Here is a 22,074-nt window from a genome sequence, read left to right as displayed (position 1 = left end):
GTGCCGGGACCTCAGATGTAGGAGGTGATCGCAGGCGGTTCCCACCACCTATTGTCGCGGCCATTGCCATAGTTGACGGGCGCCGCTGCAAGCTCGTTCGGATCGACGTCGTCGAGACATCCGATCTGGATGGCAACGAAGTCGCCGCCGATCGCCTCGACATGACCTTGGCTGAACGGCGCGCAGCCGCATGTCGAACAGAACAGATGATGCCCCTGCATGGTGCCGAAGCCGTAGTCGGTCATGGCGTCCTCGCCCGACAGCAGGCGAAACTGTGCCGGCTTGACCAGCGCGTTCCACGAGCGCCGCTTGGAGCAGATCGAACAGTTGCAGCGCGCAGTCCCTGCCGCGAGATCCATGTCAGCCTCGAAATGCACCTTGCCGCAATGACAGCTGCCCCGGTAAGTCTTGATCACGACGTCCTCCTCGATGAACTGGCCGCGACATACCACCCGGCTCCTGCCATCTTGATGTCAGGAGACTTGTCAGCATCCGTTGATTTCGTCAGGTGGCGCGGTGGAGATCGAGCCGGTTCATCTTGCGATGCAAGGTCGCGCGGCTGATGCCGAGCATACGCGCGGCAAGCGCGACATTGCCGCCGGCGCGGGCCAGCGCGCGCTGCAGCACGGCCCGCTCGGCCTCGCGCAATTCTCGCTCCGCCACCACGCTGCCGCCCAGCAGGTCGGCTGCCGGCATGGGTTTGGCAAAGCTTTCGGCGGTCAGCCCGAGCGCCAGCCTGGCGCTGCGCGTCGCGCCGATGACGAGATCGTCGGCATCGATGGCAAGCAGGGCGCCGGCGCTGCGTTCGGCCACCGGCGCCAGCATGATGCGGGCATCGGGGAAGGCGAGCCGGAAATTGTCGGCTTCGATGCGCCGGGCGGCGTCCCCCACCGCCAGCGCGATGAGGTTGACAAAGCCCTCGGTCAGGTCGGCACGGCAGGACGAGACGTCGAGCGCCGCGGCCAGCTTGCCTTCGTGGTCGAAGATCGGCGTGGTCGTACAGGACAAAGCCGTGTTGCGCGTCAGAAAATGCTGGCCGCGATGGATTGTCAGCGGTCGCTGCTCGACAAGGCAGGTACCAATGCCATTGGTGCCCTCGCTCTCCTCGCTCCACACCGTGCCGGTCCACAGTCCCCAGTCATGGAAGGTCTCGTCATCGGCCAGCGCACCGCGGCGCTCGACCGGCACGCCGTCGCGATCCGCCAGGAGCACGCAGCAGCCGACCCCGCCGACGGCGAGGTAGAGCCGGTCGAGGCTGGCCTGGGCGACCGCGATGAGCGGCTCGATGCGCTGCCGGGCGAACACGAGCTCGGATTCGGTCAAGCGTTTGGGCGGGCTGCGATGGGTCGGATCGAGATGGTGATGCGACGATCGCTGCCAGGACGCGACCAGTGCCGAACGCGCGGCCTCGCTCGACTTCAGGGCAGCCTGCACCTTGTCGGCATGCTCGGTGACTGCGGTGCCTCTCATCCTCTCCTCCGGCGGCGTCTGCACCTCTTCCCGTACCGCATAGTCGTTGCCTGCTTCCGAAATCGGGTCAAGTAGCCCTTAGACGTATGCGGATGCCGGCCGGCGGAGCCAACGCCCGCCGGCCGCGTGGTTTGACATCAGGACTTGTGATGGACCTCCTGCAACCCGTAGATGTCGGTTGCGATCCCTTCCTTGCGCGCCTTGAGCTGCAGCGACAGATACTGCGAATAATGCCTGGACTGGTGCAGGTTGCCGCCATGGAACCACAGCGCGTTTTGCCGGGTCGGCTTCCACATGTTGCGCTGTTCGCCTTCCCACGGCCCGGGATCCTTGGTCGTGCTCGAGCCAAGTCCCCAGCACTTGCCGACCTTGTCGGCGACGTCCTGGCTGATCAGGTCGGCGGCCCAGCCGTTCATCGAGCCATAGCCGGTGGCATAGACGATGAGGTCGGCTTCCAGCTCGCGCCCGTCTTCGAGCACGATCGAGGTCTCCGTCAGCTTCTCGACGCCGACACCGCTGACCAGCTTGATCCGGCCATCGGCAACCAGCTCGCAGGCGCCGACGTCGATGTAGTAGCCGGAGCCGCGCCGGAGGTACTTCATGAACAGGCCGGACTCGTCGTCTCCGAAGTCGAGCATGAAGCCGGCCTTCTCCAGCCGCTCGTAGAAGGCGGCGTCCTTCTCGCGGATCTTGTTGTAAATCGGCACCTGGAACTCGTGCATGATACGGTAGGGCAACGAGGCGAAGATCAGGTCCGCCTTACGTGTCGTCATGCCGGCAGCGACCGCGCGCTCGGAATAGAGATCGCCGAGCCCGATCTCCATCAGCGAGTCCGACTTGACGATGTGGGTCGAGGACCGCTGCAGCATGGTGACGTCGGCGCCACCCTCCCAGAGGGCCGCGCAGATGTCGTGCGCCGAGTTGTTGGAGCCGACAACGACAACCTTCTTGCCCCGGTAGGCATCGGGCCCCGGATGCTGGGAGGAATGCTGCTGCTCGCCCTTGAAGACGTCCTGCCCCTTGAACTTGGGAACATTCGCCTTGCCCGACATCCCCGTCGCCAGCACCAGCTGCTTCGGCTTCAGCACGATCTCCCGTCCGTCGCGCTCGACCACGACCGTCCACTCGCGCGTGGCCTCGTCATAGCTGGCGGACTTGCAACTGGTCGAGCTCCAGTAGTTGAGCTCCATCACCTTGGTGTACATCTCCAGCCAGTCGCCGATCTTGTCCTTCGGCGCAAAGACCGGCCAGTTCTCGGGGAACGGAATGTAGGGCAGGTGATCGTACCAGACCGGATCGTGCAGGCAGAGCGACTTGTAGCGCTTGCGCCAGCTGTCGCCCGGCCGCTCGTTGCGTTCGACGATGATGGTGGGCACGCCGAGCTGCCGCAGTCGGGCGCCCAGCGCGATGCCGCCCTGGCCGCCGCCAATGATGACGACATAAGGCTGCTCGGAGAAGCCGAGCTCTGCGGCCTCCGCCTCGCGCTTTTCCTTCCACGTCCGGCGGCCGGCGTCGCTGCCATGTTCGGCACCCATCGGACGCAGAAGGCCCTTGGGCTCTTCGTGACCCTTCAGCTCACTCATCGTCGTCAGCAGCGTCCAGATGAGACCGTTCTTGAGCCTGACATGGCCATAGCCGCGCGCCACTGCAGTCTCGAACTCGAACCAGCCGTCGGTGATGCCATCATTCTGGCTGGCAAGCTCCTTTTCGTCCTGGCGGAAGCGCCCCGGCTTGATCGATGCCAGCTGGCTCTTCAACATGTCGCGGATCTGGTCGTGGCCCTCCATGGTCTTGAGGTTCCAGGTAAACGTCACCAGGTCACGCCAGTAACAGTCTGCCTGGAACAGGTTCACCGCCGCTTCGATGTCGCCGCCGGCAAGCGCTTTTTCCAGCTTGGCGAGAATGTTGTCGATCTTGGTCTGCGGGCTGTCGTCGAGCATGTTGTTTTCCTCCGAATTGCCGATGATTGTTCAAATGGCGAGCGCGCGGTCTCGCGCTTTCCCGGGCGGTCCGGCCGGCGAGACGGATTCTCGTCTCCGGCTGTTCCGCAGCTTTCAGCAGGCCGTCGCGGCCCTGGCTGTTCGACATGGCTTCCTCCGATTCCAGTCGATCCATGGACAGCAAGCGCCGTGCCAAGTCGCCGGCGCCGGGAAAAGACTTGATTTCCTGGGGAAACGCAGGCGCGGCCTGTTGCACCGCGCCTGCCGCATGCCACAGCTGTTGCAGCGGCAAGCTGCAACAGCTCAGTTGAGCGCGGTCAGGCCGTAGCGCTTGATCTGGCGGTGGATGGTGGAGCGGTCGACGCCCATGCGGCGGGCGGTCTCGGAAATGTTCCAGCCGCAGGCCCCGAGCATCGCTTTCAGCGCCGCCGGTCCGGCACTGGCGTCATCGAGCCGCACGGCGACCGCTGCCGCCGACGTCAGCGTCTCCGGCAGGTCGCCGGGTTCGATCACGCCGTCCTGGCAAAGCGCTGCAGCAACGGCGATCACATTGTCGAGCTCACGGATGTTGCCCGGCCAGCCATGGGCGCGCAACGCCAGGAGTGCCGCCGGCGAGACTGCAAGTCGCTCGCCGACCGGTCGGTGGCGGGCTACGACCGTCTCGAGCAGCCAGTCGAAGTCGCGGCGCTCGCGCAGCGGCGGGATCGAAAGTGTCGCCGCATTCAGGCGGTAGTAAAGATCCTCGCGGAAGCGTCCCTCCCGCACCAGCAAGCCGAGGTCTCGGTGCGAGGCCGAGATGACCCTGAGGTTCACTGGTCTTGGCCGCGCAGCGCCCACCGGCAGCACCTCCCGTTCGGCCAGGACTCGCAGGAAACGGCTCTGCAGTGAAAGCGGCATGTCGCCGATCTCGTCGAGGAACAGTGTGCCACCGTCGGCCTCCTCTATCAGGCCCTTGCGCCCCTTGGCGGAAGCACCGGTGAAGGCGCCCGGCAGGTGGCCGAACAACTCGCTTTCGATCAGTTGCTCCGGGATCGCGGCGCAGTTGATGGCGACGAACTTGCCCTTGACGGCAGCACCGTCATGGATGGCCTTGGCCAGATATTCCTTGCCGGTGCCGGTTTCGCCCTGGAGCAGGATCGGCAGCGGCTTGCCAGCCAGCTTCGCCGCCTTTGCCTGGAGAGTCGCCATCTGCGGATCGCCGCCGCTCAGGCCACGCAGCGACACCGGAATCTGCTCGCGCGCCAGCACCGGCGCCTGCACCTTGTGGTGCGGCTCGATGGCGTGGGCAAACAGCGCGTTGCCGTCGCGGGCGAAGACCAGGCGATCCTGAGTCGGCCGCCGCCGGGTGAGATCCGGCAGGTCGTCGATCTCCATGTCGAAGAATCGCGCGATCGGCTGACCGATCAGCCCATCCGGTTGGCGCCAGTCGAGTCCGACAGAGCGCGCCAGTATCTTGGCGCCGCCATGGGTCATGCCGATGATGCGGCCCGAGCCATCGATGGAAATCGCCGCCTCCGGGTCGACGTCGAGGAACTCTGGCGAGCGGGCAAAGCGCAGCACCCATTCGTCCCGGGTCTGGGCCATCAGATTGGCCAGCTCGATGCGGCGCACGGTGGCGGCGACCAGATGCAGCGCGAGGTTCTGGCTGGTCTTGCGGATCGGCGAGCTCAACAGGGAGATGTCGAGCACGGCGGCAAGATCGCCACTGGTATCGTAGACCGGCGCGGCGGTGCAGGACAGCGGCGTGTGCGTGTTGTCGAAATGGTCGGTCTGGTGGATCGTCAGGGCCTCACCCGCCTCCAGGCAGGCGCCGACGGCGCAGGTTCCGGCGCGCGCCTCCGACCACTCGGAGCCGAGATACAGGCCGGCCTTGCGGAGATTGTTGTCGAACAGCGGGTCGCCCAGAAACTCGACCGTCACGCCCTTGCGGTCGGACAGCAGCAGAACATAGTTCTGGCCCGCCACCTGCCGGAACAGGTTTTCGAGGCCCGAGCGGGCAATGGCGATCAGTTCCTCGGACTGCTGGCGATGCGCGCGCAATTCGCCATCGGGCAGGATATAGGCCTCGCACGCCTGGGTAGGGTCGAGACGATGCTGCTCGATGCAGCGCAGCCACGACTTGACCACTTGCTCGTCACGCCCGGTCGAGGCACCGAGGCTGACGCTTTCGATCTCGCGAATATGGTCGGAATGCGAAAACATCGGCACTGCAGCACGCCTCCCAACGCCCCGCCTCCCATTTCCTCCTGATGCCACATGACTGCATGGCATGTTGGTAATGTAAAGGACGCAACCGATGCAGCAGGGGGCACACGCCTCCAGCCTTGTCAGCCCGTAGCTCCGAACTGGGCCCACAGCAGCATCGTCCCCGCCCCGGCGACAAGCACGCCGACGGTGGGACAGCGCGGCATCCAGAGCAGCAGTGCGGCCGAGGCCACGGCGATCCCGGCTGCAAGCAGACCGCCGCCAGCGAGCTGGAAAATGGCCATGACGCCCGCAATGATCAGCCCCACCCCGACGGGGGCGAGGCCCTCGCGCATCGCCTTGTGCCACCGCTTTGCCTTGTGGGCATTGGACACCTTGATGACGCCGTAGCAGAGCAGCGAAGACGGCACGAACAGGGCCATGGTCGCGGCCAGCGCTCCCCACCAGCCGGCGACCTTCCAGCCGATAAGCGTCGCAAGCATAGTGCCCGGTCCGGGTGCAGCGCGGGAGATGGCAAACAGGTCGATGAACTCACGGCTGCTGATCCAGCTGTGCACCGCGACGGATTCGTGCTGGATACCGGCGATGATCGCCGAGCCGCCGCCGATCGACAGCAGCGAAAACGGCACGAAAACGGCGATCAGGGTGACAAGGTCGTCGTCGCGCATTGATCAGCTCGGACGCCAGGCAAGGGCGACGCTGATCGGTGCCACGACAAGGACGACGGGGATCAGCGGCAGCTTCATCAGCCCGACGGCGATGGCGACGACGGCAATCACGACCAAGCTCGGTGGAAACTTCATGGCGCGCTGGACACCCTTCAGGCAGATCACCAGCAAAAGCCCCAACGCGGCATAGGCCACGCCATTCGACGCCGCCTCCAGCATGGTCACATCGGGCAGGGAGTCGAACACTGCGCTCAATGCGATCACGGCAAAGAACGGGCCGACGAGGAAGCCGAGCACACAGGCGATGCTGCCAGCAAGGCCGCGTAAATCGTCGCCCATGCAGATGACCAGGTTGACGACATTGGCACCGGGCAGCATCTGCGAGATCGCGAGCGAGCTGGCGAAATCCTCGTCGCTGATCCAGCGGTTGCGCAAGACGAACTCCTGGTAGAGCCAACCTGACAAACCGCCGCCGAAGCTCAGCAGCCCGATCTTCAGGCAGGCGAGGAACAGCGCGCCCAGGCCTGGGGCAGGCCGCATTGCGTTCAACAGCTGCGGCTCTACAACCGGATCGGGAATCGACGTCATCTCAGGCCGCCAGCGCGCCCGGCTGCACTTCGCTCGCCGCCAAAAGTCGCCTGGTGTAATCGTGCTGCGGCTTGCCGTAGACCTGCTCGGTCGGGCCCTGCTCGACGATCTTGCCCTGGTACATGACGATGACCGAGGTGGCGAAGTCGCGGACCAGCGCGAGATCGTGGGCAATGAAGATGTAGGACAGCCCCATGTCGCGGCGCAGTTCCTTGAGCAGGTCGATGATCTGCGCCTGGATCGAGACGTCGAGCGCCGACACCGCCTCGTCGCAGACGATCAACTCCGGCTGCAGCGCCAGTGAGCGGGCGATGGCGATGCGCTGCCGTTGGCCGCCGGAGAACTGGTGCGGGTAGCGCTCGGCATGGTCCGGCAGCAACCCGACCTTCTCGAGCAGTTCGGCGACACGCTCACGCCATTGCTGCCTCGGCAGCACGCCCGCATGGATCGCCCACGGTTCCGACACGATCTGCTGAATGGTCATGCGCGGATTGAGCGAAGCGGTCGGGTCCTGGAACACGAATTGCACGCGCCGCCGGACCTTGAAGGTCTCGGCGGCCGACAGCTTGAGCAGATCCTTGCCGTCGAAGTCGATCGATCCCGCCGTGGGTGTGTCGAGCCCGAGCAGCATGCGCGCCAGCGTCGACTTGCCGGAGCCGGATTCGCCGACGATGCCAAGCGTCGCACCGCGCGACAGCTTGAAGCTCGCGTCGTCGACCGCCTTGACCTGCGGCTGCGGCGCGCTGGAAAACAGCTTGGGGCGGCCGAAATAGACCTTGGAGACATTGCGCACCTCGAGCAGCGGCGTCGGTCCCGCCTCGGCTGCCTCGTTGACGCTGAAGCCATGGCGCCCCGGTACCGCGTCGAGCAGGCGCTGGGTATAGGGATGGCTCGGCTGCGATAGTACCTTGGCCACAGGTCCTGCTTCGACGATGCGCCCGCCCTGCATGACCACGACCTTGTCGGCGACCTTTTCGACGACGCCGAGATCATGGGTGATGATCACCATGCCCATGCCGCTGTCACGCTGCAGCTCCTTCATCAGGTCCAGCACCTGCGCCTGCACGGTGACGTCGAGCGCGCTTGTCGGCTCGTCGGCGATTAGAAGGTCGGGCTGCAGCGCGATCGCCGAGGCGATCATGATGCGTTGGCGCTGACCGCCCGAGAACTGGTGCGGATAGTCGCGCGCGCGCCGCTCCGGATCCGATATGCCGACGCGGCCGAGCAGGTCGATGGCGCGTCGCCGCGCCGTGTCGGCGTCGATGCCGTGCACGCGCATCGTCTCGGCGATCTGCCAGCCGATCGGGTAGACCGGGTTGAGCGCGGCGAGCGGGTCCTGGAAGATCATCGAGATGCTCTTGCCGTTGACCAGGCGCCGGTCCTCGGCAGAGGCCTTCAGCAGGTCCTGGCCACGGAACAGGATCTGCCCGGACGAGATCACCGCCGGCGGCGTGTCGACGAGGTTCATCACCGCAGAGGCGCTGACACTCTTGCCGGAACCGCTCTCACCGAGGATGGCCAGCGTTTCGCCCCTGTCGACAGTCCAGCTGACGTCGTTGACGGCATGCACGATGCCCTTGCGCGTCGGGAACTGGATGCTGAGGTTCTGCACCTTGAGAAGTCTCGTGTCGGGCATTGTCATTCCGCCGAGGTTTGCAGGCGCCAGCGTTCAACCGGATCGGTCACGACGCGGAGCCAGTTCGAGAACAGATTGAGCGACATGGTGACGAGCATGATCACGAGGCCGGGCCAGAACGCCACCCACCAGGCCGAGCCGATGTAGTTGCGCCCGTCCGAGACCATCAGGCCCCAGGTGATCTCGGGCGGCTGGATGCCGATGCCGACGAAGCTCAGGCCGGATTCGACGAGCATGACGAAGGCCATTTCCAGCGCCGCGAGATTGATGACGGTCGGCAGCACCATCGGCGCGACATGGCGAAACAGGATGCGCCAGGTCGAGGCGCCCATGGCGCGTGCCGAGGTGACGAACAGCCGTTCCTTCAGCTCGAGCACTTCGGCACGGACCGTGCGCAGGAAGATCGGCACGCGCGAGATGGCGAGCACCAGGATGACGTTGGCGACGCCGGGCTCGAACACGAACAGCACGATAACGGCGAGCAGAAGCGACGGAAAGCTCATGATAGCGTCCGCCAGGCGCAACAGGATCGCGCTGACGGCGCCCTCCTTGAAACCGGCGACGAGGCCGAGCGCACCGCCGACCACCAGCGAAGTCAGCACCGCCGTTCCGGCGATCAGGATGGTATTCTGGCTCGCCACGATGATGCGGGCGAGAACCGAGCGTCCGAGCGCGTCGGCGCCGAGGATGTAGAGCCATGGCCGATCGAACGAGAACGGTGCTGCGTTGCGCTGCATCAGGTTCATGGCGCGGGCCTGGTCGGCGAGCAGCGTCGGCCCCAGTGCAACGCAAACCAGGACGATGGCCAGGAAGGCGGCCGAGACCAGGGCGACCTTGTCGCGCAACAGGCTCGAGACGATGTCGCGGAGTGCCGACGGCGTTGCCTGTGCGGGCCTGGCCATCTCAGCTGTGCCGGATGCGTGGATCGACGAGCGCATAGGTGATGTCCACAACGATGTTGATGATGAAGACGGCAAGTGCCGTGACCAGCACTGCGGCCTGGATGACGGCAAAGTCGCGCAGCAGCACGGAATCGATCATCAGCTTGCCGATGCCGGGAAAACCAAACACCGTTTCGACGATGACTGCCCCATTGACGATGCCGGCGGCCTGGTCGCTGGCGACCGTGATGACAGGTAGCAGCGCGTTGCGCAGCGCGTGAACGAAGACGATGGCCCTGGCGCGCACGCCCTTGGCTCGCGCCGTCTTCACATAGGCCGAAGACAGCGCCGTGATCATCGACGAGCGCACGACCTGCACCAAGACACCTGTTGGCCTGAGGCAAAGCACTGCGACCGGTAGGACCCAGTGCCAGGGCGTTCCGGTGCCCGATGTCGGCAGTACGCGCAGCCAGACGGCGAAGACGATCACGCCGACGATCGCCACCCAGAAATTCGGCGTGCTGGCGCCGATCAGCGAGATCAGGCTGGCGATGCGGTCAAACAGCCCGCCCGGACGGAAGGCGGCGAGCGAGCCGGTAACGATGGCGACCGCGATGACGATCGGCATGGTGATCGCCGCCAGCATCAGGGTCGTCGGGAAGGCCTGCAGCACGACCTCGACGGCCGGCTTCGAATACTGGATCGACTCGCCGAGATCGAACTGCAGCAGGCCGCCCAGGAAACGGAAGAACTGGACATAGACCGGATCGTCGAATCCGAAGCGCTGGTTGAACTGGTCGCGCATCTCCTCGGTGGCGTCGAGCGGCAGATAGAGGTCTGCAGGCGAGCCGGTGAACCTGGCCAGAAAGAAGACGAGGATGATCAGCAGCGCCAGCGACAGCACGCTCTGCAACGATCGCTTGAAGATGAAATTGCCCATTCTCCGCCTCCTCCGCCGGACATGGTTGACACGGGAGGGCGGCGCCGGCGATCGGCCGGCGCCGTTCCAGTGTTACGACGGTGACTTGACGACCAGCTTGGCAAGCTGCAGCTCGACCGCGTTGGCAATTGTCGGCGTGAAGTCGATGCGCTTGCCGACCCGCATGTAGTTGACCATGTGGAACAGCGGCGCGTCGGCGACAAGGTCCTCGTAGATGTAGCGGAAGGTCTCCTGGTAGAGCTTGGCGCGTTCCTCGCCCGAGGCCATGCCGGCGTCAGTGATCAGCTTGTCCACCTTGGCGTCGTGGATTTCGCTCTGGCGGCCGTCGCTGTGATACTTGAAGAACGCGGTGAACTGGGCGTCTCCGCTGTTGTTGTCATGCATTGTCAGCAGCGCGTTGGCCTGGCGACCGGCGGCGAACGGCTTGTTGGCCGCCTCCAGCCACTGTGTCATCTCGAGATTGTCGAGCTTGATCTTGAAGCCTACGGCCCGCAGCATCTCGGCGGCCGCCTCGACGAACTCGTTCGAGTTGGCGAACATGCCGGGGCGGCCGATCATGCGGATCTCGGTGTCGACGGGCACGCCCGCGGCCTTTGCCTCGGCGAGCAGCGCCTTGGCCTGTTCGGGGTCATAGGGCCACGGCACGAGGTTCGGGTTGTGGCCGAGCACGCTCGGGCCGACCTGCTGGGTGGCGAGTTCCGCCTTGTCGCTGATGACGCTGCCGAGGAATGCCTTGCGGTCGATCGCCAGGTTTAAGGCCTTGCGCACGCGAATGTCGTTGAGCGGCGGAATGTCGGCGGAGAGACGGAACATCGCACTGTCGGAGTTCGGGTAGACCTTGTCCGTCTCCGGATTGGTCGCATCCTGCGGCGCGATCGAGAAGGCCAGGTCGGCCTCGCCGGTTTCCACCATCGCGGCCGCGACGGAGGATTCGCTGCGCCAGACATAGGTGGCGTCTTCGATCTTCGGCTTCTCGCCCCAATAGCCGTCGAAACGCTTGATCTTGACGTTCTCGCCCTGGGTCCAGCTGACGAAGTCATAGGGGCCGGTGCCGATCGGCTCGGTCGTGTATTCGCCCTTCGGCGTCTTCGCCGATGCGATCGCCAGTTGCGCCAGCAGCGTCGGCAGGATCGGCATCGGCGTCTTGGTCATGAACTCGACGGTGTTCTCGTCGATCGCCCTGGCAGTGATGTCGACGCCGCCGAAATATTTGGTGCGGGTGATGCAGGTCAGCTTGGGATCGAGCGTGCGCTCGAGCGAATAGACCACCGAGGCCGCATCGAACGGCGTGCCGTCGTGGAACTTGACGCCCTTGCGCAGGTTGAAGCGCCAGGTCGTCGGCGAGGTCTGCTCCCAGCTTTCGGCGAGGCGCGGAATTGTCGTCTGCTTGGCATAGTCCAGCTCGACCAGCGTCTCGACGACATTCTGCTTGATGATGCGGCCGATGACCGAGCGCGGAGTCTCGCATGGATCGAGCCGGTCCGGCCCGCCCGGCAAGACGATAGTCACGGCATCGCCCGACTGGGCCATGGCCGCTGGCATCGGCGACAGAAACAGCGCCGTCGAAAGCCCCAGTGCGGTTTTCCTGAATGCGTTCATTTCAAACTCCTCCCGAGTTCTAGTTGATTTCGTGAAGTCCGTCGCTGCTAGACGGCGCGCAGGCGCGCACCCGTCCTGAAGCCCTCCAGCTTCAGTCGTTCCTTCTCCTCCTGGGCACGGATGCCGGGCAGGATGTCGGCCGCCACCTTCGGCGACAGGGCGACGACGCCGTCCTCGTCGCCGACGACCAGGTCGCCCGGATGAACGACGAGGCCGCCGATGGCGACGTCGACGTTGATGGCGCCGGGGCCATTCTTGTAGGGGCCGCGATGGGTGACGCCGCGGGCAAAACAAGGCAGCTTGCTGGCCTTGATGGCTGCGACGTCACGGATAGCTCCGTCGATGACGAAGCCGGCAACACCAAGGGATTCGGCATGGGCCAGGATGATCTCGCCGATCAGCGCCTGGCTGGTGTCGCCGCCGCCGTCGACGACGATGACGTCGCCGGGACGCGCAATGCGCAGCGCCGCATGGATGGCGAGATTGTCGCCACGACGCGTCCGCACCGTCAGCGCCGTGCCGACCAGCTGTCCGCCGGCATGAAAAGGCAAGAGGCCGACCGCGCCCGGAAGACGATCCAGATTGTCGCTGACGATCGACGTCGCGACATTGGCGTATTGTCTCAGCAGATCGTCCGCAACGGGTGCTGCGGACGGCAATTCGGTGACGGTCATGATAGCTCCTCCCTTGGCGACCGCGGACCAGCGGCCTCCAGTCGTCAAAGGGATAGGAGTGTCACCTCCTGAAGAAAAGCGATATTAATGCATCAGAAGGCATCACTATTCTTCATATCAGGAGGAATTCATGTTCACGATCAAGCAGATGGAGGCGCTTTACTGGGTCAGCACGCTGGGCAGTTTCGAGGCTGCTGCCGACTATCTGAACATGGTCCAGTCGACGATCTCCAAGCGCATCGGCGAACTGGAGGCCAGGTTTTCAACGCCGCTGTTCCATCGGACCGGGCGCAAGCCGGTCCTGACGACCAAGGGCGAAGAGATCCGCGCAATCGCCGAGCAGATTCTGCGCCTGAACGATCGCCTGAACTCACTGGCAAAGAAATCGTCGGTTCCGTCATTCCGCTTTCGCCTTGGCGTCACTGATCTCGTCGCGCTGTCATGGCTGCCCGAACTGTTGTCCGGGATTCTCGACCGCTATCCGATGATCACGCTCGAACCCGAGATCGACCTCACCGCCTCCCTGCTCGAGCGCCTGGTCGACCGCCGCCTCGACTTCGTCATCTGCCCGCGTGTCATCCAGGAGCCGCAATTCGTCAGCACGCCGCTTGGCGCCATCGAGCTTGTGTGGATGTGCAGCCCGAAGCTGTTGGACGGCAAGGACAACGCGACGTTGAGCGATCTCACCAAGCATCCATTGCTGATCCAGACGACCGGCTCGATCCTGCGGCCGATCCTGCACAGCGTCATCGACAACCCGAATTTGCCGTTCAAGCGGACGATTTCCTGCAACAACATGGTGGCGCTGGCTCACTTGGCGGCCCATGGCATGGGCGTCACCATCCTGCCGCACGCCTTCTTCAGGAACATGGTCGCCGATGGCCGGCTGTGCGTCGTGCGCACCGAGATGGAGCTGCCCAATCTCGAATACTTCGCCACCTTCAGGAACGATTACCATGTGCAGTTCTGTGAGGAAGTCGCGGCCCTGAGCGCCGAAATCTGCGATTTCCGGCTGCAATAGGTGCCGCGCAAATCGCCACTGGCGTGCCGATGCCGCCTTGCCGCCGGACAGCCGATCTGCGATCTCGGCGTGAGCATCGAAATGAACCCGACCGGAGTTGGCAGTGCGCAGTGTGGGCTTGATCGTTTCGGCCATCGTCCTTGTCATCGCCATCGCGCTCACCACCGCCTGGGCAGCGATGGCGCTTTGGTATCGGTTGCCGGCGCCTGACATCGCCAGGGGACTGGCCGCAGGCTTGTTCGTCCTGCTCGGCATCGCAGCCGCCATCGCCCTGTTCACGCCCTGGCGCCTGCATGGGCTGGCACTGTTCGCCATCGGCTTCGCCGCGGTGCTGGTATGGTGGAACACCATCGTTCCGTCGGACCATGCCGAGTTTGCGCCCGACGTGGCCCGGCAGGTCACCGGCCGGCGCGACGGCGACATGCTGACCCTGACAGATGTCCGCGACTTCGACTGGCGCAGCAACAGCGACTTCACCGAACGCTGGACGACGCGCAGCTACGACCTGAGCAAGCTCAAGACGCTCGACCTGTTCATGTCCTACTGGGCCGGGCCCGAGATGGCCCATGTCATCATGAGCTTCGGCTTCGAAGGCGGCGATCAGCTCGCCTGGTCGGTCGAGGTCCGCAGGCAGAATGGCGGTCAGTTTTCGCCGATCGCCGATCTGTTCAAGGCAAACCCGCTGGTCATCGTCGCCGCCGACGAGCGCGACGTCGTTGGTGTCCGCTCGAACATTCGCGGCGAGGACGTCCAGCTCTATCGCCTCAACGTCTCACCGACCGCCGCCCGGGCGCTGCTGCTCGGTTATGTCGCCGATGCCAATGCGCTGGCCGCAACACCGCGCTTCTACAATTCGATCACCACCAACTGCACCACCGTCATCTTCAGGATGATGCGCGCCGTCGGCGACGTCACCCCGTTCGACTGGCGCCTGATCGTCAACGGCTACCTGCCCGAATATGCCTATGACCGTGGCGCGCTCGACACACGCATGTCGGTGCAGGAGCTGCGCAGCCGCGCCCATATCGCCCAGCGCGCGCTGGCGGTTGGGCTGACCGGCGATTTCTCGCGGCTGATCCGCGAGGGCGTGCCGCAACCGGCCCTCTAGACGGAACCTGGGAATTGGAGGTCGTTTTCAGCCAGAAGGCGCCAAGCTCTGGCACTGCCGGCCATCACACCGCCAAGAGGCAGCTAGAACTTGGCTTCGGCGAAGGTCACGAGGCGACGGCGATCCTCGCACCACAGCGCGAGATTGACGCAGCCGACGCTCTTCCAGAAAGTCAGCTTCACCGTCTGGCTGGCATCGCGAAGCTCGGCATTGCTGTCGAAGCAGGCCTGCAGGCGATAGAACGGCACGCGGCTGCACAGATGGTGGATGTGGTGCAGGCCGATCGAGCCGGTGATCCACTGCGCCACAGCGGGCAAGGCATACCACGAGCTGCCGCCAAAGGCCGCGACATGCAGGTCCCAGGCGTCGCCCGCATCCCAGCGCGTCTCTTCGAACTGGTGCTGGACGTAGAACAGCCAGCCGCCGGCCCAGGCGCCCATCACCACGACGGGCAGAACCGCCAGCATCACCGCCCAGCCGGCCAAGAGCACGAGGCCGCCATAGACCAGCACCAGCGCCACGTTGAGGCCGCCGGCGCTGCGCCATGCCTCGACGCGCGGAATGGCGTCGTTGTAGGGCAGCCGGTGCATGATCAGAAAGTAGATCGGCACGCCGATGACGATCAGGATGATCGGGTTGCGATAGATGCGATACATCAGCCGCTGGCTGGTGGTCATCGCCTCATATTCGGCAACCGTGCGCGTATCGATGTCGCCGATGCCGCGTTTGTCGAGATTGCCCGAGCCGCCATGGTGCACGGCATGCGCCTTCTGCCATAGCGTGTAGGGCGTGAAGGTGAAGACACTCAGCGCCCGGCCGATGGTCTTGTTGGCCATACGCGAACTGGTGAACGAGCCGTGACCGCAGTCATGCTGGATGGCAAACAACCGCACCAGGAACGAGGCACAGACCGGCGCCAACGCCACCATCAGCAGCCAGCGCCAACCGCCGAGCAGCGGGCCGGCATAGGTTGCGAGCCAGATAAGCGTTGCACCCATCACCAGGAAAGGTATCAGCGTCACCGCCAGTTCGAACGCCGCGCGGCGGTCGTCGGGGTCGCGAAAGCGGTTGCAATGCGAGGCTAGCCGGCGAACGAGCGCCTTTTCAGCCGCATGATCCGCACCCTGGGCAGACCCTTTGGGCAGGTCGTCCGCCTTGGACGACATCAATTTCGTCATTTAGTCCCCGAAATCTCGCTGCCAACTCGGTCAAGCGCGCCATTTGTCCATAATGCGCGGCACGCGCCATGGCTAGTGGCACCACCGTGGCATATTAGCCGTATCCAGCGTCTATGCACCGCTGGACGCAAATCATGGCGTTTTCCTGTTGAGTGCGCGGGCCATTACGTCTTAGGTCGGGGAAATCATCGAGGCGCGGCCAGCAGCCGCAGGGAACTCCTATCCATGGCTTCTTTGGAAATTTCCGCCGGCTCGGCCAAATGGACCACGCTTCCAAGCCATCGCTTGTGGTTGTTGCAGCAGGCCGACGCGCTGTTCTCTTTCTTCGAACGCCAGAGCCTCAATCCGCTCGGCGGTTTCCACGACCTCGACGATCATGGCCACCCGCTCGCGCCGGGCGCCGTCCCCGGCCGCTTCGCCGGCCGACAGATCCACGTCACCACGCGCCTGGTGCACTGTTTCTCGATTGCCCATCTGATGGGACGCCCCGGCGCCGACGTGCTCGTCGACCACGGCATGGATTTCCTCTGGAACGGCCATCGCGACACAGCCAATGGCGGCTATTTCTGGGGCGTCGGTTATGACGGTCCGACCAACGACACCAAGCAGGCCTATGGCCATGCTTTCGTCCTGCTTGCCGCCTCCAGCGCCAAGGTCGCCGGCCACCCCGACGCCGACCGCCTGCTGACCGACATCTCAACAATCCTGTCTGAAAAATTCTGGGAAGAGGCGCATGGCGCGGTGGCGGAAGAGTTCAGCCGCGACTGGCAGCCGCTCGACAGCTATCGCGGCCAGAACTCCAACATGCACCTCACAGAGGCGCTGATGGCCGCCTTCGAGGCGACTGGCGACAGCATCTATCTCACCATGGCCGAGCGCATCGCCGACCTGATCATCCGCCGCCATTCGGCTGCCGCCGGTTGGCGCCTGCCCGAGCATTTCACGGCGGAATGGAAGCTCGACCGCGATTACTCCGGCGACCCGATGTTCCGCCCTTATGGCACGACGCCTGGCCATTCGCTCGAATGGGCACGGCTGCTGCTGCAATTGTGGGAGCTCGGCGGCCGCAAGCATGCCTGGCTGCCGGACGCGGCAAGGAACCTGTTCGGCCAGGCGACGGCAGACGGTTGGGATACCGCCAAGGGCGGCTTCTATTACACGCTCGAATGGGACGGCTCGGCCCGGATCAGGGATCGCTACTGGTGGCCGTGCTGCGAGGCGATCGGTGCCGCGTCCGTACTCAACGCCATCGGCGGCGACGCTGCCTACGAGGCCTGGTACCGCCGTATCTGGAGCTTCTGCGCCAGCCGCTTCATCGACCGCGCCAATGGCGGCTGGCACGCCCAGCTCGACGACGATCTCAAGCCCAATGCCGGCCCGTTCTACGGCAAGCCCGACATCTACCACGCGCTCCAGGCCTGTCTGATCCCACTGTTGCCGACCTCGGGCAGCATCACCCGTGGCCTGCTGCAGACGGGCATCCGCCTCTAGCAAGATCGGTCCGGCCTCACGGCCAGCGCGCCGCCACCTGGTTGCCGAAGATCGCGCGCTGCATCGAACCGGCAAGGGTCGCCGCAAAAGGCGTGGCGATGTGGTGGCGGTCGCGGAAGGTCAGCTTGCCACCGATCATCGCCGGGCAGGTCGTGTCGTTGCAGAACAGCTCGGTCAGGTCGACATAGCGGACGCCATCAAGCCCGGCGCTCGCCACTTGTTCAGTCTTCGACACCCGTTCGTCGATCGCTTCCCGTCGCGGCGTGTCGCAGACCGTACTGCTCCTGCCCTGCCACAACGAACGGGCGACACAACGGTCGAGATATGACTTGTGAACGGGAACATCCCTGAGCAGCACGACCTCGGCGCCGGTTTTGCGAAGCGCCGCAAGCGATGCCCTCAGGCCACCCGCCCAGACGTCGCGGCTGACCAGATGCTTCAGCCCGCCATTGACGTCGTTTTCGACGTAGCTGTAGGAAAACTGCGAAACGATCACCGCATCGGGCTTGAGGCTGGCGATCTCCTTCATTGCCGTCTGCCGCCACGCATCGCATTCGGAATAGGCCCGCATCAATCGCACGTTCCATGTCGGCACCACCGCCACCGAGCAGGACGATTTCAGATAGGTCACCAGCCGCCAGTTGTTGGTCTCGGCAATCTTTGCCAGCGGCGTCGACCAGTGGTCGGCATGCGAATCGCCGAACAGCACGATCGTCTTTTGCGGCTTCGATGCACCCAGACTGCAGCTGCGCGGCTTGGTCTGCTCGAGGCTGGCAACGCAGGCGCTGTCTATCTGGCGCGCCGACGACGAACGTGCAGCACTGTCCGCGATCAACTTCTGCTCCGGGCCGACACTTCGCGCAGCAATCTGAGCTGCGCCAAAGGACAATGTCACGCCGAGCGAGGTCAGCAGCGCCGCCAAACCCAGCGAGCGCAGCGAACCGGCCGAAAGCCAGCCATTGGAGCGAACAGGATTCTCGACATACCGATAACTGAGGAAGGACAGGCCGACCGTCACCGCCAGGCAGGCAAGCCTGCCGGCAAGCGTAAGGTCAGGCCACAGGATCGTCGCATAGACGATGACGGGCCAGTGCCAGAGATACAGCGAATAGGACAGCTTGCCGGTCCATTGGAACGGCGGCAGCGACAGCAGGCTTGCCGGCCCGACAGCACTCTTGCGGGCGCCTGACAGCAGCAGCATCGCCGTGCCCGCGACCGGCAGCAACGCGATGAAGCCGGGGAAAGGATCGGTCTCCGAGACGCTGAGATAGGCGACGGCGATCAATGCGATACCAGTCCAGCCCATGACAGGCGAGAATCGAAAACCCGATGCCCAGCGCTCCGCCACAACAAGCGAAACGAGCCCGCCCACAGCGAATTCCCAGGCCCGCAGCGGCGAGAAATAGAAGGCCCAGGGCTGCGACTCCGAGGTCATCAAGGCGCTCACTCCGAACGACACCAGTACAACCACACCGAGGATGAGCGCGATACCCCTTGCCCCCGGCCGGAACCACGCGACCAACAGCAGGAACGCCGGCCAAAGCAGATAGAACTGCTCCTCGACCGACAACGACCAGAAATGCAGAAACGGGTTGCTGGCCGTGTCGGCGGCGAAATAATCGAACGACCAGCGCAGCAGCCAGAGATTGATGACGTAGCTCGAGGCAAACAGCGCACCCTTGGCGTAAAGCTGCTGCTCGGACGGCGCGAGGATGAAATAGCCGGCGGCAAGCGTGGTGGCGATCACCAGAAGCGATGCCGGCAACAGCCGTCGGGCGCGGCGCCCATAGAAGCGCCAGAGATCGACGGTCCCGCTACGGCCGATCTCCTGAATCAGGTGGCGGGTGATCAGATAGCCCGAGATGACGAAGAAGATATCGACGCCGATGAAACCGCCCGGCAGGTCGGACAGGCCGAAGTGAAAGGCGATCACGCCGCTGACGGCGATGGCACGCAGGCCCTCGATGTCGGGGCGGAAGGTGGTGACAGGTGCCGTCATGTCTTTGCTGCAACGTGTGCTGTGATGTGCGTGCTGGACATGACGGCAGGTTGGGCGACCATGCCCGCGGGCACAATTCAAACTATGTTGCAATGCAACATGAAAGCCGCCTTTCCGAACACCTTACCCGGGAGAAACGCGTGCATTTCCGCGCCTTCGAGTGTCGATTTCTGTATGAACGGAACTCATGCGGGCATTGGTCGTTAATGCCCCACGGAACCAGGGCGGCCACATGACGAATCGCGAGACTTTGCTCGGCGGGCTGCCGGCTGCGGTCTATACGACCGATGCCAGCGGGCGGATCACCTTTTTCAATGAAGCCGCAGCAGCACTCTGGGGTCACCGGCCCGAAATCGGCAAGGACTCGTGGTGCGGCTCCTGGCGGCTTCGGACGGCGGAGGGCGAACCGCTGGCACATGGCGACTGCCCGATGGCGCGGGCCCTGAAGGAGGGTCGGGCGATCCGCAACGCCGAGGCCATAGCCGAGCGGCCAGATGGCACTCTGGTGCCGTTCCTCGCCTTCCCCGCGCCAATACGCGACGAAACCGGCGAGATAACGGGTGCCATCAATCTTCTGGTCGACATCTCGGCCCAGAAGCAGGCCGAGATACAAACCCAGCGCCTCGCCTCGATCGTCGAATCTTCCGACGACGCCATCGTCAGCAAGGATCTGTGCGGCGTCATCCAGAGCTGGAACGCCGGCGCCACCAGGCTTTTCGGCTACAGCGCCGATGAAGCCATCGGCAAGCACGTCCGCATGCTGATCCCAGATGACAGGCAGGACGAAGAGGACGTCATCCTCGGCAAGGTGCGGAGCGGTCAGCGCGTCGACCACTTCGATACGATCAGGAAACGCAAGGACGGCAGCCTTGTCTTCATTTCGCTCACCGTATCGCCGGTGCTCAACGGCGCCGGCAAGGTCATCGGCGCCTCGAAGATCGCCAGAGACATTACCGAGCGCAAGGAAAGCGAGAGCCGCATCCGCATGCTCATGCGCGAGGTCAACCACCGGGTGAAGAACCAGTTCGCCGTCATCCTGTCGATGATCCGCGAGACGGGCAAGCACGCAACGACGATCGCCGAATTCGACACCCAGATCCGCAACAGGATCATGGCGCTGTCGCAGTCCCAGGATCTGCTTGTCGACGGTGACTGGCGCGGCGCTGACCTGGCCGATCTGGTCAGCAACCAGATCCGGCCGTTTGCCGCCGAGCGCCGCATCACCATATCGGGCGAGCCGGTCCTGCTGTCGACGATGGCGGTCCAGAATCTCGGCATGGCCTTTCATGAGCTTGCCACCAATTCGGCCAAGCATGGCGCGCTGTCATCCGATCTTGGCACCGTCGAAATCGGCTGGACCGCTTCCGATCGCTTTCGCCTGACCTGGAAGGAAACCAACGGACCGACCGTCGGAAAGGCCTCGCGCAAAGGATTTGGCCGGATCGTGCTCGAGCGCGTCGCGCCTTTGGCGCTGAACGGCGTAGGCCATCTCAGCTTCCAACCAGATGGCGTCACCTGGACGCTCGACGCACCGCTTGACCTGGTCCGGACGCCCGCTCCCTGACGGCAGTAGCTTCACCTCTGCAGTCGGCTTCGCTTCTCTTGCCGCGAAAGCCAGGCAAGAGTGATGCGCTCGTCGACGTCAAGCTGCGAGCCGGCCTTGGGGCGGGACGCAGCCAGCTCGTCAGACAACCGCCCTTCCGACCACGCCAAAATCACTTCCGGATGAATGTAACCTTTTCGGCAGACGGCCCGCGTGTTGCCGAGGTGCCTGGCAACGTCGTCAATGACTTTGTTGCATGCCTGCGCCCTCGCTTCCGCCCGCTCGGGCACCGGCGTTCTGGAAAACAGCGCCATCGCGCGCACGGTTCCGCCCCAGGTGCGGAAATGTTTGGAGCTGAAAGCTGCGCCCGCCGCAGCTCGAATGTAGTCATTGACGTCCTGAGACCATATCGGCGCCCGCGCACCATTGTCGTCGAGATATTGAAACAGGGTCTGGCCGGGCAGTTCCTGGATGCTGCGCACGATCTTTGCCATACGCCTGTCGACCAGCCGCAAACGCCATTCTTTTCCCGATTTGCCCTTGAAGGCGAATCTGAGCGTCGAACCTTCGATGTCGACATGGCGGTTGCGTAGCGTCGTCAGCCCGAAGCTGCCATTCTCCCTGGCATAGGCGGCGCCACCCACCCGGATCATTGTATTGTCCAGCAGCCATACCACCGCTGCGACGACCCGCTCGCGCACCATTCCGCGCAGCCGCAAATCCTTGTCGATCCGGCGGCGCAGCAGCGGCAGCGCGCGTGCAAATTCGGCCAGGCTCGAGAATTTGAGCTCGTCACGCTTTTCCGACCAGTCGGGATGGTAGCGATATTGCTTTCGGCCACGCTGGTCGCGTCCCGTCGCCTGGATATGACCGTTGCTTTCGGCGCAAATCCACACATCAGTCCATGCCGGAGGAATGGCAAGCGCATCGATGCGCGCAAGAACCGCCTTGCTGGCGACCTTTCCGCCATTGGCCGTTTCGTAGAGAAGGCGCTTGCCTGCCCTTTTCCTTGATATGCCGGGCTCGTCGTCGCTGACATAAGCCAGCGATGCGTCATGCGCGGCCTCGGCATTTTCGTCCGGCACGCGCCGGGACTGCTCGGTGTCTTTCCGCATCGGTGCGATCCCTCGGGA

Annotated in this window: 18 protein-coding genes; 4 read left to right on the top strand and 14 right to left on the bottom strand. The window is 64.3% G+C overall.

Features of this window, described 5'->3' with window-relative positions; genetic code table 11:
• Window positions 1-11 precede the first annotated feature (11 nt).
• From H5P29_RS06055 to H5P29_RS06005, 11 genes are all read right to left on the bottom strand, one after another.
• Complete coding sequence (locus H5P29_RS06055; RefSeq protein ID WP_067965970.1) at window positions 12-416, bottom strand: GFA family protein; 405 nt, start codon at window positions 414-416, stop codon at window positions 12-14.
• Window positions 417-504: 88 nt separating this feature from the next.
• A complete protein-coding gene (locus H5P29_RS06050; protein WP_154387015.1) occupies window positions 505-1,470 on the bottom strand; it encodes a helix-turn-helix domain-containing protein in 966 nt (321 codons plus the stop codon).
• Between the two features lie 137 nt (window positions 1,471-1,607).
• The gene (locus H5P29_RS06045) at window positions 1,608-3,410 is read right to left on the bottom strand and encodes an NAD(P)/FAD-dependent oxidoreductase (protein WP_154387016.1); all 1,803 of its coding nucleotides are present in this window, start codon (window positions 3,408-3,410) and stop codon (window positions 1,608-1,610) included.
• Window positions 3,411-3,713: 303 nt separating this feature from the next.
• The gene (locus H5P29_RS06040) at window positions 3,714-5,612 is read right to left on the bottom strand and encodes a sigma-54-dependent Fis family transcriptional regulator (RefSeq protein WP_154387017.1); all 1,899 of its coding nucleotides are present in this window, start codon (window positions 5,610-5,612) and stop codon (window positions 3,714-3,716) included.
• A 125-nt stretch (window positions 5,613-5,737) separates the two neighbouring features.
• On the bottom strand, window positions 5,738-6,283 hold the full coding sequence (locus tag H5P29_RS06035) for a chromate transporter (RefSeq protein WP_067956234.1): 546 nt from the start codon (window positions 6,281-6,283) through the stop codon (window positions 5,738-5,740).
• Between the two features lie 3 nt (window positions 6,284-6,286).
• The gene (locus tag H5P29_RS06030) at window positions 6,287-6,871 is read right to left on the bottom strand and encodes a chromate transporter (protein ID WP_154387018.1); all 585 of its coding nucleotides are present in this window, start codon (window positions 6,869-6,871) and stop codon (window positions 6,287-6,289) included.
• A 1-nt stretch (window position 6,872) separates the two neighbouring features.
• Window positions 6,873-8,507, bottom strand: a complete 1,635-nt coding sequence (locus tag H5P29_RS06025; protein WP_067956232.1) for an ABC transporter ATP-binding protein — start codon at window positions 8,505-8,507, stop codon at window positions 6,873-6,875.
• 2 nt (window positions 8,508-8,509) lie between these two features.
• Window positions 8,510-9,409, bottom strand: coding sequence for an ABC transporter permease (locus H5P29_RS06020; RefSeq protein ID WP_154387019.1), 900 nt, complete (start codon window positions 9,407-9,409; stop codon window positions 8,510-8,512).
• Between the two features lies 1 nt (window position 9,410).
• Window positions 9,411-10,328 carry an ABC transporter permease gene (locus H5P29_RS06015; RefSeq protein ID WP_067956228.1) on the bottom strand — a complete coding sequence of 306 codons (918 nt, stop codon included), beginning with the start codon at window positions 10,326-10,328 and terminating at the stop codon, window positions 9,411-9,413.
• 72 nt (window positions 10,329-10,400) lie between these two features.
• The gene (locus H5P29_RS06010) at window positions 10,401-11,927 is read right to left on the bottom strand and encodes an ABC transporter substrate-binding protein (protein ID WP_246341009.1); all 1,527 of its coding nucleotides are present in this window, start codon (window positions 11,925-11,927) and stop codon (window positions 10,401-10,403) included.
• Between the two features lie 47 nt (window positions 11,928-11,974).
• Window positions 11,975-12,601, bottom strand: a complete 627-nt coding sequence (locus tag H5P29_RS06005; RefSeq protein WP_154387020.1) for an RraA family protein — start codon at window positions 12,599-12,601, stop codon at window positions 11,975-11,977.
• A gap of 130 nt (window positions 12,602-12,731) precedes the next feature.
• Here H5P29_RS06005 and H5P29_RS06000 point away from each other — a divergent pair, with 130 nt between their 5' ends.
• Together H5P29_RS06000 and H5P29_RS05995 are read left to right on the top strand one after the other, a co-directional pair.
• Complete coding sequence (locus H5P29_RS06000) at window positions 12,732-13,622, top strand: LysR family transcriptional regulator (protein WP_067956216.1); 891 nt, start codon at window positions 12,732-12,734, stop codon at window positions 13,620-13,622.
• 178 nt (window positions 13,623-13,800) lie between these two features.
• Window positions 13,801-14,730 carry a DUF4105 domain-containing protein gene (locus tag H5P29_RS05995; RefSeq protein ID WP_246790444.1) on the top strand — a complete coding sequence of 310 codons (930 nt, stop codon included), beginning with the start codon at window positions 13,801-13,803 and terminating at the stop codon, window positions 14,728-14,730.
• Between the two features lie 83 nt (window positions 14,731-14,813).
• Here the strand turns inward: H5P29_RS05995 and H5P29_RS05990 are convergent, their stop codons facing one another.
• Window positions 14,814-15,908 carry a fatty acid desaturase gene (locus tag H5P29_RS05990; protein WP_154387021.1) on the bottom strand — a complete coding sequence of 365 codons (1,095 nt, stop codon included), beginning with the start codon at window positions 15,906-15,908 and terminating at the stop codon, window positions 14,814-14,816.
• A 225-nt stretch (window positions 15,909-16,133) separates the two neighbouring features.
• On the opposite strand from H5P29_RS05990, the gene H5P29_RS05985 reads away from it, so the two are divergent.
• Complete coding sequence (locus tag H5P29_RS05985; RefSeq protein WP_067956213.1) at window positions 16,134-17,399, top strand: AGE family epimerase/isomerase; 1,266 nt, start codon at window positions 16,134-16,136, stop codon at window positions 17,397-17,399.
• A 16-nt stretch (window positions 17,400-17,415) separates the two neighbouring features.
• Here H5P29_RS05985 and H5P29_RS05980 read toward each other — a convergent pair whose 3' ends face one another.
• On the bottom strand, window positions 17,416-19,398 hold the full coding sequence (locus H5P29_RS05980) for an acyltransferase family protein (protein WP_154387022.1): 1,983 nt from the start codon (window positions 19,396-19,398) through the stop codon (window positions 17,416-17,418).
• Between the two features lie 232 nt (window positions 19,399-19,630).
• Between H5P29_RS05980 and H5P29_RS05975 the strand changes: the two genes are divergently transcribed.
• Window positions 19,631-20,962 (top strand): sensor histidine kinase, encoded by a 1,332-nt coding sequence (locus H5P29_RS05975; RefSeq protein WP_067956207.1) that lies wholly within the window; start codon window positions 19,631-19,633, stop codon window positions 20,960-20,962.
• An 11-nt stretch (window positions 20,963-20,973) separates the two neighbouring features.
• On the opposite strand, the gene H5P29_RS05970 is transcribed toward H5P29_RS05975, so the two are convergent.
• Window positions 20,974-22,056, bottom strand: coding sequence for a DNA topoisomerase IB (locus tag H5P29_RS05970; RefSeq protein WP_154387023.1), 1,083 nt, complete (start codon window positions 22,054-22,056; stop codon window positions 20,974-20,976).
• Window positions 22,057-22,074: the final 18 nt, after the last annotated feature.

The sequence above is a fragment of the Aminobacter sp. MDW-2 genome (genome assembly GCF_014250155.1).
Classification (GTDB): domain Bacteria; phylum Pseudomonadota; class Alphaproteobacteria; order Rhizobiales; family Rhizobiaceae; genus Aminobacter; species Aminobacter ciceronei.
This window is presented reverse-complemented; position numbering and strand designations above follow the sequence as displayed.

Bases quoted from the DNA above. Each gene is read 5' to 3' on its own strand.
- H5P29_RS06050 (WP_154387015.1), bottom strand. From the start codon at position 1,470: ATGAGAGGCACCGCAGTCACCGAGCATGCCGACAAGGTGCAGGCTGCC.
- H5P29_RS06045 (WP_154387016.1), bottom strand. From the start codon at position 3,410: ATGCTCGACGACAGCCCGCAGACCAAGATCGACAACATTCTCGCCAAG.
- H5P29_RS06040 (WP_154387017.1), bottom strand. From the start codon at position 5,612: ATGTTTTCGCATTCCGACCATATTCGCGAGATCGAAAGCGTCAGCCTC.
- H5P29_RS06035 (WP_067956234.1), bottom strand. From the start codon at position 6,283: ATGCGCGACGACGACCTTGTCACCCTGATCGCCGTTTTCGTGCCGTTT.
- H5P29_RS06030 (WP_154387018.1), bottom strand. From the start codon at position 6,871: ATGACGTCGATTCCCGATCCGGTTGTAGAGCCGCAGCTGTTGAACGCA.
- H5P29_RS06025 (WP_067956232.1), bottom strand. From the start codon at position 8,507: ATGCCCGACACGAGACTTCTCAAGGTGCAGAACCTCAGCATCCAGTTC.
- H5P29_RS06020 (WP_154387019.1), bottom strand. From the start codon at position 9,409: ATGGCCAGGCCCGCACAGGCAACGCCGTCGGCACTCCGCGACATCGTC.
- H5P29_RS06015 (WP_067956228.1), bottom strand. From the start codon at position 10,328: ATGGGCAATTTCATCTTCAAGCGATCGTTGCAGAGCGTGCTGTCGCTG.
- H5P29_RS06010 (WP_246341009.1), bottom strand. From the start codon at position 11,927: ATGAACGCATTCAGGAAAACCGCACTGGGGCTTTCGACGGCGCTGTTT.
- H5P29_RS06005 (WP_154387020.1), bottom strand. From the start codon at position 12,601: ATGACCGTCACCGAATTGCCGTCCGCAGCACCCGTTGCGGACGATCTG.
- H5P29_RS06000 (WP_067956216.1), top strand. From the start codon at position 12,732: ATGTTCACGATCAAGCAGATGGAGGCGCTTTACTGGGTCAGCACGCTG.
- H5P29_RS05995 (WP_246790444.1), top strand. From the start codon at position 13,801: ATGGCGCTTTGGTATCGGTTGCCGGCGCCTGACATCGCCAGGGGACTG.
- H5P29_RS05990 (WP_154387021.1), bottom strand. From the start codon at position 15,908: ATGACGAAATTGATGTCGTCCAAGGCGGACGACCTGCCCAAAGGGTCT.
- H5P29_RS05985 (WP_067956213.1), top strand. From the start codon at position 16,134: ATGGCTTCTTTGGAAATTTCCGCCGGCTCGGCCAAATGGACCACGCTT.
- H5P29_RS05980 (WP_154387022.1), bottom strand. From the start codon at position 19,398: ATGACGGCACCTGTCACCACCTTCCGCCCCGACATCGAGGGCCTGCGT.
- H5P29_RS05975 (WP_067956207.1), top strand. From the start codon at position 19,631: ATGACGAATCGCGAGACTTTGCTCGGCGGGCTGCCGGCTGCGGTCTAT.
- H5P29_RS05970 (WP_154387023.1), bottom strand. From the start codon at position 22,056: ATGCGGAAAGACACCGAGCAGTCCCGGCGCGTGCCGGACGAAAATGCC.